General features: G+C 34.7%; 15 protein-coding genes. 6 read left to right on the top strand and 9 right to left on the bottom strand.

The features are described 5' to 3' along the window. Positions 1-68: 68 nt before the first annotated feature. Positions 69-1022, bottom strand: a complete 954-nt coding sequence (locus WR164_RS06775) for a GMP reductase (RefSeq protein ID WP_286136770.1) — start codon at positions 1020-1022, stop codon at positions 69-71. Positions 1023-1051: 29 nt separating this feature from the next. Then, complete coding sequence (locus WR164_RS06770; RefSeq protein WP_286136769.1) at positions 1052-2347, bottom strand: adenylosuccinate synthase; 1296 nt, start codon at positions 2345-2347, stop codon at positions 1052-1054. A gap of 223 nt (positions 2348-2570) precedes the next feature. Here WR164_RS06770 and purB point away from each other — a divergent pair, with 223 nt between their 5' ends. Further along, on the top strand, positions 2571-3872 hold the full coding sequence (gene purB, locus WR164_RS06765; protein WP_286136768.1) for an adenylosuccinate lyase: 1302 nt from the start codon (positions 2571-2573) through the stop codon (positions 3870-3872). Positions 3873-3949: 77 nt separating this feature from the next. Here the strand turns inward: purB and WR164_RS06760 are convergent, their stop codons facing one another. The 4 genes from WR164_RS06760 to WR164_RS06745 all read right to left on the bottom strand — a co-directional run bounded on the left by WR164_RS06760 (position 3950) and on the right by WR164_RS06745 (position 6963). Continuing rightward, positions 3950-4303 (bottom strand): hypothetical protein, encoded by a 354-nt coding sequence (locus tag WR164_RS06760; protein ID WP_286136767.1) that lies wholly within the window; start codon positions 4301-4303, stop codon positions 3950-3952. Positions 4304-4437: 134 nt separating this feature from the next. Then, entirely contained in the window at positions 4438-5376 is a 939-nt protein-coding gene (locus WR164_RS06755) for an alpha/beta hydrolase (protein ID WP_286136766.1), read from the bottom strand. 13 nt (positions 5377-5389) lie between these two features. After that, positions 5390-6169, bottom strand: coding sequence for a tyrosine-protein phosphatase (locus WR164_RS06750; RefSeq protein WP_286136765.1), 780 nt, complete (start codon positions 6167-6169; stop codon positions 5390-5392). A 20-nt stretch (positions 6170-6189) separates the two neighbouring features. Continuing rightward, positions 6190-6963, bottom strand: a complete 774-nt coding sequence (locus tag WR164_RS06745) for a tyrosine-protein phosphatase (RefSeq protein WP_286136764.1) — start codon at positions 6961-6963, stop codon at positions 6190-6192. A 119-nt stretch (positions 6964-7082) separates the two neighbouring features. On the opposite strand from WR164_RS06745, the gene WR164_RS06740 reads away from it, so the two are divergent. Continuing rightward, positions 7083-7931 (top strand): aldo/keto reductase, encoded by an 849-nt coding sequence (locus WR164_RS06740; protein WP_286136763.1) that lies wholly within the window; start codon positions 7083-7085, stop codon positions 7929-7931. Positions 7932-8027: 96 nt separating this feature from the next. Continuing rightward, positions 8028-8273 carry a hypothetical protein gene (locus WR164_RS06735; RefSeq protein WP_286136762.1) on the top strand — a complete coding sequence of 82 codons (246 nt, stop codon included), beginning with the start codon at positions 8028-8030 and terminating at the stop codon, positions 8271-8273. A 63-nt stretch (positions 8274-8336) separates the two neighbouring features. On the opposite strand, the gene WR164_RS06730 is transcribed toward WR164_RS06735, so the two are convergent. Next, positions 8337-8723, bottom strand: a complete 387-nt coding sequence (locus WR164_RS06730; protein WP_286136761.1) for a hypothetical protein — start codon at positions 8721-8723, stop codon at positions 8337-8339. A 91-nt stretch (positions 8724-8814) separates the two neighbouring features. Then, positions 8815-10215 carry a 23S rRNA (uracil(1939)-C(5))-methyltransferase RlmD gene (gene rlmD, locus WR164_RS06725; RefSeq protein WP_286136760.1) on the bottom strand — a complete coding sequence of 467 codons (1401 nt, stop codon included), beginning with the start codon at positions 10213-10215 and terminating at the stop codon, positions 8815-8817. A 152-nt stretch (positions 10216-10367) separates the two neighbouring features. Between rlmD and WR164_RS06720 the strand changes: the two genes are divergently transcribed. Both WR164_RS06720 and WR164_RS06715 read left to right on the top strand, forming a co-directional pair. Further along, positions 10368-11933, top strand: coding sequence for an ATP synthase subunit B family protein (locus tag WR164_RS06720; protein WP_286136759.1), 1566 nt, complete (start codon positions 10368-10370; stop codon positions 11931-11933). Between the two features lie 24 nt (positions 11934-11957). Beyond that, entirely contained in the window at positions 11958-12812 is an 855-nt protein-coding gene (locus tag WR164_RS06715) for a hypothetical protein (protein WP_286136757.1), read from the top strand. Between the two features lie 66 nt (positions 12813-12878). Here WR164_RS06715 and WR164_RS06710 read toward each other — a convergent pair whose 3' ends face one another. Then, positions 12879-13319, bottom strand: a complete 441-nt coding sequence (locus WR164_RS06710; protein ID WP_286136756.1) for a GNAT family N-acetyltransferase — start codon at positions 13317-13319, stop codon at positions 12879-12881. Positions 13320-13378: 59 nt separating this feature from the next. Between WR164_RS06710 and WR164_RS06705 the strand changes: the two genes are divergently transcribed. After that, positions 13379-14485: an SLC13 family permease gene (locus tag WR164_RS06705; RefSeq protein ID WP_309297715.1), complete on the top strand. Its 1107-nt coding sequence runs from the start codon at positions 13379-13381 to the stop codon at positions 14483-14485. Positions 14486-14587 lie beyond the last annotated feature (102 nt).

Here is a 14587-nt window from a genome sequence, read left to right as displayed (position 1 = left end):
TCTTTTTATATCTTGCAATGAAAAATAAGCTGTTAAATAAATTTTAACAGCTTATTTCCGTATTTATTTTATGAATGTAAAACGACGTAATTAACGGTTCGAATAGATTGAAGATCCTTACCGCCTGCGTATGAAATTGATGATTGTAAATCTTCCTTCATTGAATTAAGGGTATCCGCAATTTTACCACGGTATGGAATTAACATTTGGCGACCTTCGACGTTATGTTTAGTTCCTTTTTGTTTTGCAGATGCTGAGCCCCAGTAATGCTTATATTTTTTACCATCTTTTTTAACGACTTCACCGGGTGATTCTTCATGACCGGCGAGCATTGAACCAATCATAACCATGGTTGCTCCGAATCGAATTGATTTGGCAATATCACCATTGGTTCTTAGGCCACCATCAGCAATCATTGGCTTTCTTGCTGTTTTTGAACACCATTTAATGGCTGATAATTGCCAGCCACCAGTGCCGAAACCAGTCTTTAATTTGGTAATACATGCTTTCCCAGGTCCGATACCAATTTTAGTGGCATCGGCGCCAGCATTTTCAATTTCTCGAACTGCATCTGGGGTTCCTAAATTACCAGCAATCAAAAATGTATCTGGAAAGACTTTCTTGATGTAATGAATCATTTTAATAACATAGATGGAATGACCATGAGCAACGTCAATTGTAATGTATTCAGGTTGTTCATTCGCTTTTTTAAGTTTGTCAATGAAATCATATTCAGAATCTTTAATCCCAACACTAATGGAGGCAAAAAGATGTTTTTGATGCATCATTTTGACGAAATCCAATCTCTTTTCCGGTTGGAATCGATGCATAATATAGAAATAACCGTTTTGAGCCAACCAAATTGCCAGGGGACGGTTGATGACCGTCTGCATATTAGATGGAACCACCGGTAATTTAAAGGTATGTGGACCAAATTTAACGGTTGTATCCGCATCTTTTCTACTTTTAATAATACATTCATTTGGAATGAGTTGGACATCATCATAATCAAATGCTTTCATATTTTAAACCTCCATTGTGCGATTAATTTTTATTTTTCAGCTAATTTCCAAATATCTTTTAAGACGTTTGTCTTTTCACGTTCAGGACCCACCGCAAAGGTATCTAATGGAACGTGAACATTGTCAGCGACAAATTTTAAATAATTGCGGGCGTTCTTTGGCAAATCTTCTAAGGTCTTACAGTTAGAAATGTCTTCATCCCAACCGGGCAATTCTTTATAAACGGGTTTGCAACGCTCTAATTGAGCTAAATTAGCAGGGTAGTGGTCAATGTTTTGACCATCTAATTTGTATTCTGTACAGACTTTAATTGTCTTGAAGCCAGAAAAAACATCTAAACAATTTAATGATAATTGAGTTAATCCTGAAACACGAACAGCATGGCGTAAAGCAACCGTGTCTAGCCAACCGATTCTTCTTGGCCTGCCGGTAACAACCCCAAATTCATGGGCAGTTACTCGGATGTGGTGAGCAATCTCATTATGCAATTCAGTTGGAAATGGACCGGCACCCACTCGTGAAGTGTATGCTTTAGCAACGCCAACGACTTCGTTGATCCTAGTTGGGCCAACACCAGCACCGGTTGATGCACCACCGGCAATCGGATTGGATGATGTAACGTATGGATAGGTTCCATGGTCAACATCAAGCATGCATCCTTGAGCACCTTCAAACAAAACGTGTTTCTTTTGATCTAGGGCGTCATTAATTAATTTTGAAGTATCAGTAACGTACTTTTTAATTTCTTGACCATACTGATAGTATTCGTCATAAATATCGCTAAACTGAATTGGTTTGCGCTTGAAAACCCGCATTAAAATTTTATTTTTTACGGCAAGGGCTTGCTCTAATTTAGTTGCAAAAGTATCCTTATCAATCAAATCGGCAATCCGAATTCCAATCCGTTCTAATTTATCCATATAAGCAGGGCCAATTCCCTTCTTAGTGGTTCCAATCTTATTAGTCTTAAGTTGTTCCTGTAAGCCATCAAACAAAATGTGATAGGGCATAATTACTTGAGCACGGTCAGAAATTCTTAAATTATCTGTTTTAACATGATTCTTTTTTAAGTAATGTAATTCGTGGATTAATGATTTAGGGTTTACCACGACGCCGTTACCAATTACAGCTAATTTGTCAGGATAGAAAATTCCTGATGGTACTAATTGAAGATGCATTTTCTTACCATTATACACAATGGTATGACCTGCATTATCACCACCGGAATATCTAACGATCATATCTGCGTTTTGACTAAGAAAATCAGTGATTTTGCCTTTTCCTTCGTCTCCCCACTGACTTCCGACAATTACTATTGAAGACATTGAATCAACCCCATATCTATTAACATAAATTTAAACAACATTATGATTGTAGCATGATTTTATAAGAATGCAAGAACAATATTTTAAAAATACAAATTAATGTTCGACATTTGTAAAATGATTTTTAATATTTACGAACTGATAAACTGAAAGTAATTTAAAAAACAAACAATTATGGTATAATGAATTCGCACAATCAATTAAATTTAAGGGTGGTAAAGTCATGATTGATCGTTATACGAGACCTGAAATGGGCAAAATTTGGACATTACATAACCAATATAATGATTGGCTAAAGGTTGAAATTGCAATTGATGAAGCCTGGTCTAAATTAGGTGAAATTCCTTCAAGCGACGTTGAAAAAATTAAAAAGAATGCAACGTTTTCGGATGAAGGGATTGCTAAAATTGAATCAGTTACTCATCATGATATGGTAGCTTTCACAAGGGATGTTTCTAAATCACTTGGAAAAGAACGAAAATGGATTCACTATGGAGTTACTAGCACTGATGTTGAAGATACTGCTTATGGCTATCGTTTTAAAAAAGCCGATCGGATTTTAAAGGATGATATTCAAAAATTAATGGATGTCATTGCTAAAAAGGCCGTCAAATATAAAAAAACTGTTATGATTGGCAGGACTCATGGGGTTCATGCTGAACCAACTACGTTTGGTCTAGTTTTAGCCCGTTGGTATTCAGAAATGAAACGAAATCAAAAACGTTTTGATGCTGCTGCCAATGGAATTGAAGCCGGCAAAATTTCTGGTGCCGTGGGTACTTTTGCTAATATTCCACCTCAAGTTGAAAAATACGTTTGTCATAAATTAGGCATTCGCGCCCAAGAGATTTCAAGTCAGGTCTTGCCACGTGACCTTCATGCTGAATATATTGCAACGTTGGCCTTACTAGCTACTAGTTTAGAAAAATTTGCTTTAGAAATTAGGCATCTTCAAAGAACTGAAGTTCATGAAGTCGAAGAACATTTTGCAACTGGACAAAAGGGTTCATCTGCAATGCCACATAAACGTAATCCAGTGGGTTCTGAAAATATTTGTGGACTATCAAGGGTCGTTAGGGGTCACATGATCAGTGCGTATGAAGATGTTCCACTATGGCATGAACGTGATATTTCACATTCATCTGTTGAACGAATTATCATGCCAGATACAACCATTTTATTGGATTACATGATGCATCGTTTTACTAATATTCTAAACGATTTGGATGTTTTCCCAGAACGCATGAAGAAGAACATGAATTTAACCCATGGATTAATTTATTCACAACGGGTTTTACTTAAATTAATTGATGACGCAGGATTAACAAGGGAAAAAGCCTATGATGCCGTTCAACCGTTAACTGCTAAATCATGGCAGAACGGTGAATCATTCAAGAAATTAGTTGAAGATGATCCGACCATTTCTAAATACCTATCTAAAAAGGATATTGATGATGCCTTCGATTATCATTACCATATTCGTCGTGCTGATTATATTTTCAAACGGGTTGGTTTAGAAAAATAATTAATTAAAATAAATTAAAAAACCATTCACAATTTTTGCGAATGGTTTTATTTTTGATTCTATTAATAATAATTGGGTTAGTAAAATCGGAGGCCGTTCGAATGGTGTTTTGCAACCATTTTTTTAGATCCAAAGTATAAAATACTTGAAACAATGGCAATTAAATCAACGGACCATGCTGAAAAATCTAGGAAAATATTAATCGCATTTAATATAATAATTAGTCCAATCAATGATCGGTCAAACCACTTATTAACGTGAATTGATACGATTGAAATTTGAATAATCAAAAGTAAAATGATGGTTGAAACCATGATTTGAGATGGTCGGTTAGCATTAGAACGGAGTATTAATCCTAAAATTGCAAATACAGCTGTAAAAGTTGAAATAAATTTGACCGCGATTAATTCAGTTTTTTCTAATGTTGACATTTAATAACCTCCAATTTGAACTATCTATTTGATTATTATTTTAACGAAAATCGCATCATGACACAAATATATGTTTAATATTAGCTAAAAATAAAAACACCATCTAATAATTTTTAGGATGGTGTTATGATTTATTATTTAAAATAAGTTCTTAAAAATTCTTGAACGTGTTTTTGATATTCCTTAGGATTTACGAAGAAGCTGTCAGCATGGGATGCACCCTTACAAATCCACATTTGCTTTGGAGCCCTTGTGACCCGGTAATTTTCATAACACATATATGTCGGAACATAGTGATCTTGGCTGCCGTGAATAAATAAGATCGGATGGGTGTTCTTCTTTAACATGTGAATTGGCGAAGCATCATTCAGATAATATCCTAAACGGTGTCTGTTAATCGTGCTGACGAGTGCTTCAAATGGCATTGATGGCAAGTGATAACGAGCTTTTAACAGGTAATTAAATTCATCTTTAACGTTAGAATAGCTGCAATCGGCGATGATAGCCTGAACTTGTTCTGGTAGATCATTACCACTAAGCATTGAAACGATGGCACCACCCATGCTGACACCGAAGAGTAAAATTTTAGAATCGGCGCCAACTTGTTTAATCACACGGTCAATCCACTGCATGTAATCAAGTTGGTCTAGATAGCCAAAGCTGACGTACTTACCAGAACTTTGACCATGGGCACGGTCGTCGGGCATTAAAACATTGAAGCCCATGTCATAGTACATTTTGGCATAACCTGACATGGTTTCACGATTTCCGTTATATCCATGGGCAATAATAACGGTTTTTTTAGATTGATGTTCTTGATTGTGAATAAAAGTTGCAACCATTGTATCGTCAGTTTTAGGTTCATAAATATGCCAGATTTCTTTGGGCTTACTTTGGTACCATTCAACGTATCGATAATATTGATAACCAAATTTACGTTGTGCTTTTGCTGGCCTTGGGTCTTGACCACGATGGCCAGACATTCCCATTTTAAATAGGTGTTCACTAAATAAAAAGACACCTAATCCCATTGAAACCGGTAATCCTAATAGCCACCATTTCTTATCCTTCATTTTTAAGACCTCCTTAATTTGTTAAATAAATTTGCTTTAACGTTTTGATATCACGATCACTTAAATTTAAAAATTGACGGGCAAAATTATGGATATTAACATAGCGTTCCTTAATTGTGTCCATTGCGGCATCAAAATAGCCACCATGAACGGTATAAAGATCGCTAATGTTTTGTTTGAAATTGTCATTAACATGGTACTTTTCAATTTGTTTCAATTTCATTTTTACATAGGGAACCATCATTTTTTGGGAAATCATATAATCTTTTTTAACGGTTTTAACATCGACCCCTAAGATCAGTAGTAAAAGGGCGGCACCGATTCCAGTGCGGTCCTTTCCCTGTGAACAATGAAAGAGGAGTGTTTGCTCGCCTTCATTGTTTAGAAGTGCCTGAAATAGTTTTCGATAACCATGACGAGCTTCACTACTGGAAACTAGAATTTGGTATGTTCTAATCATATTTCGATAACCAATTTTAGGATCTTTTGAATATAATTTCTTTAAATTATCAATGCGGTTATCATGTTTTGAATTAAAAATAGGGGAAAAATGATAATTAACACCCTTTGGAATGCGATCAGGATCGTTCTGGCGTTCTTGATTTGAACGCAGATCAATATCCTCTTTTACTCCATAATTAATTAGGCATTGCTGATCATTTTTAGAAAGCGTTGCGAGATTACCGGCGCGGACAATTTTATGCCACTTTACCGTCTTACCGCTCGTTGTTTTGTATCCACCGATATCACGATAGTTGTATCCGTTATGAATATCTAATAAGCGTTTGTCCATTTCTACACCTTCCTATTACTTCAGTATGTATTTGTTAGATAAATGTGTTTCAAAACCTGAATATCATTTTGACTTAACCCTAGAAATTGGTGGGTGAAATGATCAAAAGTGCCATATTGACACCTAATTGTATTCACCGCAGTGTCAAAATAAGCTTTATGAACAATGTAAAGATCATAAAGATTTCTTTTAAAATTATCATTTATAAATTCAGGCTTTATTTGGGTTAATTTTCGATGGATGTATGGAATCATTGGTTTTTTAGAAAGCAAATAATCATTTTTAACGGTTTGAATATCGACTCCTAAAACCAACAATAGCATGCTGGCAGCCATGCCCGTCCGATCCTTTCCCTGTGAACAGTGAAAAAGGATGGCGTGGTTTCCTGGATTATTCATCAGGCTTTGAAAAAAATTTTGAAAACTTTTTTGAGCTTGGGAAGATAGAATAAAAAATTGATACATATTCAACATGTTACGGTAGTTGAATTTGGGATCAGTCATTTCTTTTTGATGGGAAACAATAAAATGATTGTCAAAAATGGGAAACTTTTCATATTGAACATCATTTGATAATCGATCTGGCGCCATTCTTCGTTCCTGGTTAGAACGAAAGTCAATCACCCTTGTAATTTGGTAGTTAAGTAAAAATCTTTGATCATCTAAAGATAAATCAGCTATATGACCAGAACGAACGATTTTATGCCATTTGACGATTTGATTGGTGTTGGTTCGGTATCCGCCGATATCCCTAAAATTATCCCCATGTTTAATTGGCAAGAAACGTTTTACCATTTGACCTATATCCTCCTATTATTACTATTGTAAATGATAATCAATCAAGTTTGTATTAATTATGTTTTAAAATTATTAAATTTAGTTATAAGATATAATAAAAAGGGATGAAATAACTAATGAAAACAATTAATTTTCACGGATTAAAGTTACCTGCAATCGGAATTGGAACCTGGTTAATGGGTAGCAATCCAAATACTCTTGATCAAGAAAGCAAAACCATTCAATATGGTTTGAATCACGGTACCAACGTGATTGATACTGCTGAAATGTATGGTGATGGTGACTCTGAGCAATTAATTGGCCGTGCCATCAAGAATTTCTCAAGGGATAAACTTTTCTTGATTTCAAAATTTGTCCCAAGTCATGAAAGTAAACGTCAAATGAATCAAGCTTTAGACCGGAGCTTAAAAAATTTAGGAACCGATTATTTAGACCTTTATTTATATCATTGGCGCGGGATGCAGCCATTATCTGATACGGTTGCTAATTTAGAAGCCGCTAAACAAGCCGGTAAAATTAGGCACTGGGGTGTTTCTAACTTTGATTTATCTGATATGGAAGATTTAATGAAAGTTCCGAATGGTAAAAATGTCTTTGCTAATGAAGATTTATATAATTTAGGGAGCCGTGGAATTGATTATGATTTGATTCCATGGCAAAGAAAACACCGAATTCCGTTAATTGCCTATGCACCGATTGATGAAGCCGATTCACGTCACCATGACCTAATTAACAATTCAATTTTAAAGGCAGTTGCTAAAAAGCACGATGCAACTGTTTTCCAAATTATGTTGGCATGGTGCATTCGGGATGGCAATACCATTGCAATTCCAAAGACTTCAAGTCAAAAACACATGCAATCTAATTTGGATGCAGGGGACATTGATTTAACTCAAGATGACTTGAATCAAATTAACAAAGTTTTCCCTGAACCGACTTCAAGTCAACCTTTAGATATTATTTAAGCAATTTAGAATTTACAAATATTTGATTTAGCATTATCCTATATAATGTATAAAAATTAATCTTATAAAGAATATTTAAGGAAACGGGGTAAGAAAATGACTGAACGTCAAATGATTCAAGAAATTTTAAATACTGTTGATATCACATATGATTTTGAAAATGCTGATGATGATAGTAAAGAATATACTTTATTAATCAAACGTCAAAATAACGATCGTCGTGATTTAGATGAAGTTAACCAAGAAATTAAGAACTACTTTAAAGACGCTGATTTCTCATATGACGAAACTGTTCGTCCAAAAGATACTGACGCTGACATCAAAGTTGATATCGCACGCTAATTTTAAATTAAAAATAAAAAAAGATTCCTACGTAATTTATTTAAGTAGGAATCTTTTTTTTGCTTATGCTTTAATATATTTATTTTTAATTAAAATACTTTTTGAATGTTTATCAAGCGGAACAAATCCAATATTTTGAAGATGTCTGAAGTACATCATATTATAGATGAAGCCCCAGATAATCCCTGAAATATAGTATGCAAATGTGAAAACACTATTAAGTGGTTGTTTCATAATCACTGATAAACCCATTGAAACAATTGCTTCGGTTCCAATCATGCATAAGAAGTTATACCAATCAGAACGCATTGCAGCGGGTAGAATGGTAAAAATTAATGAAGTGAAAGAAAATCCAACTTTACTAATTCGAATATCACCATTTTTAGGATTGCGCATGGTTGCATAGTTTGGGGGTAATGGAATTTGTCCGTTTTTAAATGGATTTTGCATTATATCCCTACTTTCTTTCTAAAATCCAATTCATTTATTTCATATTTAACTTCCTCAAATATAACATTCAACGGTTCAAAATGCTAATTCTTTACTTGCGGTTATTACTTTTTCTTAAAGAAAATTTAACAACGGCTTCACAACGGGCAGTTTGTGGCATCATGTCGATTGGCTGAATATAGTGGATTCGATATTTTTGAACCAGTGCGACAAGGTCCCTTGCAAGGGTTGCTGGATTACAAGAAACGTAAACGAAATTAGTTGGTTGAACCTTCATAATGGTTTCAATCAATGAATTAGCTAATCCGGTTCTGGGCGGATCAACAATCAATGCATCTGGTTGCCAACCTTCATTGACCCATTGTGGCAACAATGTTTCTGCTTTGCCAACTTCATAGTGGGCATTTTTAATCTTGTTGATGCTTGCATTTTCGTTGGCATCGTTGACGGCATCACTAATGGTATCCATCCCGCGGACTTCATCAACCCGTTTAGCCAGTGGCAATCCGATTGTCCCAACTCCAGAATAAGCATCGACTAGGTGTCGATTATGATCAAGGTCTAATGCTCTATCAGCTAGTTCGTATAGTTTAGGCATCATATAGGAATTAAGCTGTAAAAATGCTCTTGCCGATAATTTAAATGTGGTATCACCAATTTTTTCATTGATTGAGGACTGACCTGATAATTTAGTGGTCGTCTCACCCCAAATTAGGGAAGTGCGGCCAGGATTTACGTTCTGCATGACCGAAGTAACTTCCGGCATCTGTTGTTTAATTGCATCTAACAATTGGTGTTTTTTAACCATTTTATCCGTGTTCGTAATGAAGACGACTTGAACGTCATCAGTATTTAAAGCGGCCCTGACAACTACTGTTTTGAGGATTCCTGAGTTATGCTTTTCATCATAGACTGGCAGCTTTAAATCTTGAACGATGGCGACAATTTTACGCATGACTTCAATTGTCTTTGGATATTGAACTGAGCAGGTCTTTAAATCAATTAATTTGTGGGATCTGACCTGGTATAATCCAGCCATTACTTTACCGTGGTCTGCTCTAATCTGGAATTGGGCTTTGTTGCGGTATCCATAGGGATGATCCATCCCAATCGTTTTTCTAACTTCATATTCTTTATATCCTAGTGGACGGTACTTGCTTAAAGCTTGTTTAAACATTGCCCGTTTAAATTTTAATTGCATCGGGTAGGCCATATTCTCTAGTTCAAATCCACCAACATGGTTAGCGTAGCTATCGATTGGCTTGACCCGTTCAGGATTCTTCCGAATGACTTTATTGACATCAGCTCTAAGATAGTGGTTATAGACGTCGGTAATGGTGGCGATAATTCGTTCTTGAGGTAGGGCACCTTTTACGAAGACTAATTTCTTTTGGTAAAAAGCAATTGCTTCACCATTAATTCCCATATGATTGACGCCGGCCTGAGTTGCAACTTGAATTTTTTGACCAACTTTAATTTTAGATTTTTGCATTTTAACTTCCTTACATAGCTTTGTTTTCTTTATATTTATCATTCTATCATGATGAAAAATAATCTGAAACAATCACAATATAGTTATAAGTGTATTATAATAAATAGTGTTTGTATATATAAATTAATGGTAATTAATGGGGGATTTGTCTTTTGAGAAGATTAGAAGTAGTTATGTGTACCATTCTCATGGCATTTACTTTTACTGGCTTGTCTGAAATAAATGAAAGAATGCCGGTAAAAGCGGATGATGTGACCAATAGTAGTGCGCTTATGTCATATGATAGTAGTGATTTATCTGATTTAGAAAATCAGCCGCCACAAATTAATTATCCGACTGGTAAAAAGTACCACCGTCTTAATTCTAAAACACCCGATGTTTATCAAACTGATCCCAGTAGTCAGCAGAGTAATGGGATGCAAACCATGTTCTTCCTACCAAAGGGATTTAATGTTGATAGCAGGGAACATGGTAACTACCAAAGTATCGTTGTAACTAAGGATAATTTGTATTTACTAGAATCAATGGGAACTGATAGTAATCAGGGTGCCATTATTAAGATCAGTATGAACGATATTAAACAAATGGGATTGGATACTCCCGATCAGATTAATAGCATTGCAGAAGCTTTTCATTTTTATAGCCCATTAAATAAGCATGGGTATGCAAGTTCTAAGTATTTTGAAAATCCTGACACTTCACTCAGTGATTTTTCAAGTGTCATTAATGGTGATAAAGAATCCGCTAATCATTTAAGTTCAGCTTTAAATGAGTTATCTGATAAACAGGATCAAAGTAACACCACTTTAAAGTACTGGAATAAAATCTTGAACCGGACTAATAATAATTTGAAAAAATTGCAGAGTAGTAAACCGAAAAATAAAATTGCCAAGTCACAATTAAAGGCAAATCAAGCAACTGCAAAACAAATTATCAAACACGCTAATAATGAAATTTCAACATGGCAAAAATTTCAAAATAATTATCAAAATAAGACCAAGGAAGTTCAACAGGATTTATCACAGCAACAAGCTAAAATTGATTTAGAAGAAAAACAATATGCTAAATTACAAGCATTTATACCAAAATTAAAAATGTATAAATCAATTGTAAATAAGATTAAGGTAACCGGATTAATGGATATTGGACATGGTCAATCGCTTAGTTATAATCCAGTTGATAACGGACTGTACCTGATTCAAGATGACCAACCAACAACTGATCCATATAATCATGTGATTAAAATGAATCCTGATACTTTGAATGTCGAAAAACGTTATTCATTCTTGATGCCCCACGATGGAGCCTACTATAAGATTCATACATTAACATTCGATAATCAAGGGAATGCCTACGTTGGCAGAAGTTATTCTTACGGTGAAGATGGTAATAAATACATTATCTTTAAGGGTAACTTTAGTGATAATTCCGTTTACTTCCAACCAGAAAAACAATTGATTGATCGTGGAAATCCAGTTAATCAGTATATCAGCTATGATGCTTCTAATAATCGAATTTACATTGTATCGAATGATTTATTAACTTCAGTTCCATTGGACAAATTAAATCAGGGAACGCTAACACCAGATGATGTTAACTATACGCTATTTGATACCCATCGTGAATTTGAAGGATTGAGTTTCGATCAAGCCGGTAACGGTTATCAATTACTTCTTTGGAGTCCAGAAGTGATGAAGTATAATTATCCACTAAATTAATTTAAGAATGGGGTGAAATTTGAAATGAAGAAAATATTATCTAGCGTTTTAGTTAGTTTAGTACTTTTATTAGCATTTAGTTTCAGTAATGCTAGTGCAGCTAGTCAGATAATTAAATTTGACCGGACGAATTTATATACTAAATTAACTTCCCATGGTTTGAAAAATAAACGGACCGTGAAGAATATTAAATTTAAAATTACTAAACATGCCACCGTTAAAAATGGCAAAAAAGTTGTGAACATTGAATACGTTACTAGTAAAAAGTACCGTGGCTGGATTTATACGCCACAACCCAAGATTAACCGTCAAATTGCACATTTTGCACCGGCATCAAACGTTAATCATTATCGGATTGCAAAGCCAGCTTACTTATATTTGCCCAATATCAGTGAACTTTCTGATTTGAGCTTATATCCTGATCTGCAAAGTGCCACCATCCAGCAGGGTAGCTCTAAGCGGATTGCCAAAGCATTGAACCGTTCATATATGATTACGACTCTTAAGAATAAAAAGGGTGATTTATCATTTCAACTAATGCGCGGCCGTCATTTGTACTTCATGATTAATCCGGTTAACCGCATTAACGGTGTTAATATTTGGGTTCCATATAATGCTTACTTAGACCCATATCTAAAGAAGGATGCTAATGGTAACTATAAGATCATGTCAGTTTACAGTCCCAATAGTAAACACGCACTATTGAATCCACAGATTAAGAAACAAGTGACTGGTAAGTACGGCGAATTTAAAGATGGTACGATTTGGTATGATATTACCCAACCAAGCTATCAAAATGGGCAATTGGTCAGTGATTACGCTCACCGCGTCTACCAATATAATTTATCTCAACACCGTTGGATTAAAATGAAATTTTGATTTGTAAACATTAGTAAAGGCCTGTTCAAAAATTTTGAACAGGCCTTTTTATTTAAATTGGTTAATTTATTTTTGTTCTTTTATCATCGTAATATGTGGTGTATGGTGAAAAACAAATGGCTTGCCGATTGCTTTAAAGCCGTATTTAGCGTAAAATTTTTCTTTATCATCCTGGGAGTTAATAATCATTTTAACGCCTGGATATAGTTGGTTAATCACGCCCAATCCAACGGTTAATAACTGGCCACCTAATCCTTGACCGCGGACATCGGGAGTGGTTAGTACCCGGCCAAATGAAATATGATCGTGATCCTTAAAAATTCTAAAATATGCGACTAGTTTGCCATCTTTAGTTGCCCAAAGGTGATGGGCAACAGGGTCAACATCGTCGACTTCTTGATATGAACGTTTCTGTGCCACCACAAACGTTTGGGTTCGGTAGTACATAATCTGATATAATTCTTGTGTTGTTAATTCTGAAAATGTTTTGCAATGCCAAGCAATCATAATATAATCCCCTTTATTAATCGTTTAATTTAATCATAGAACATAAGGAATGATTTGCAATTCTAAAGTCAATATTTCAACGGATTTTTCATGATTCAATCTTAAAAATTACAATTTTAATCTTCATCATAAGTTGTTTCCTTGGCCATCCTAAAATTAGTTCGATTAATTTTGATACGATCATGTCACTTCTGATGCTGATGATATCGGTTCAAGTGGTGATTCATTTTCATCTACTAGATTATTTTAGTCAGATCCTTTTGAATCACGCTGATAATAATCGTCAAGTGGTGCAATTCATGACTTTCATGGCCTTTTTTAGTGCAATGTTTTTAACTAATGATGTTGCAATTTTAACACTGGTGCCACTTTATTTGGGTTTAACCAAACAACAACCATTGCCAATCCCACTGCCACTCACTTTGATTACAATTGCCGCTAATTTAGGCAGTATGGCAACTCCGTTTGGAAATCCACAGAATTTATACCTGGTTGCTAATTATCATTGGTCCTTGCTTTCATTTGGAACGACTTCCTTGCCAATTAGCATCATTAGTTTAATTTTGGTCCTCTTGATGACTTACTTAGTGAAACCGATTCGATTGCAATCGATGAAACTAGGCACAACAATATCAATTGGGCAACAATCAATTTTGCTAGCACTTGGACTAGTCATTATCAACCTACTTGGAATTTTTAGTATCATTCCATTAGAATTTACATTAATGATTACGATTATCATTGCAGGGTTAATTGATATTAAATCAATCGCTAAAGTAGATTACGGTTTATTAATCACATTTGTGTTCTTCTTTTTAATTGTCGGCAATCTTTCACAAAACACATTTTTAATCCGAAAAATAAGTCAGCTGGTAACATCACCATTTAAAGTATATTTGACTGGCATGGGTTTAAGCCAGGTTATTAGTAACGTTCCTTCTGCCATCCTACTTGCAAAATTCACTAATAATGTTCCCGCTTTATTTTTAGGGGTGAATATTGGTGGATTGGGAACATTAGTGGCTTCTCTAGCTAATCTGATTACTTTGAAACAGTTGATGAACTATAGACGCCAGGATGTAAAAGCATTTACTAAAATTTTTCTGCTGATAAATGTGATTGGATTAATTATTCTCGGCATAATTGGTTTGATAATTTTAAGGTAAAAATAAAATTTTTGTTGCAAAATTATAATAGTATGTTATATTGTATTAAGTTACATATTATACACAATATAATATTGTTTAAAAATAATAAAAGGAGGAGAT

The organism is Philodulcilactobacillus myokonensis, assembly GCF_027923585.1.
Lineage (GTDB): Bacteria > Bacillota > Bacilli > Lactobacillales > Lactobacillaceae > Philodulcilactobacillus > Philodulcilactobacillus myokonensis.
Note: the sequence above shows the minus strand (reverse complement) of the source record. Positions and strands in the feature narration are given on the sequence as shown.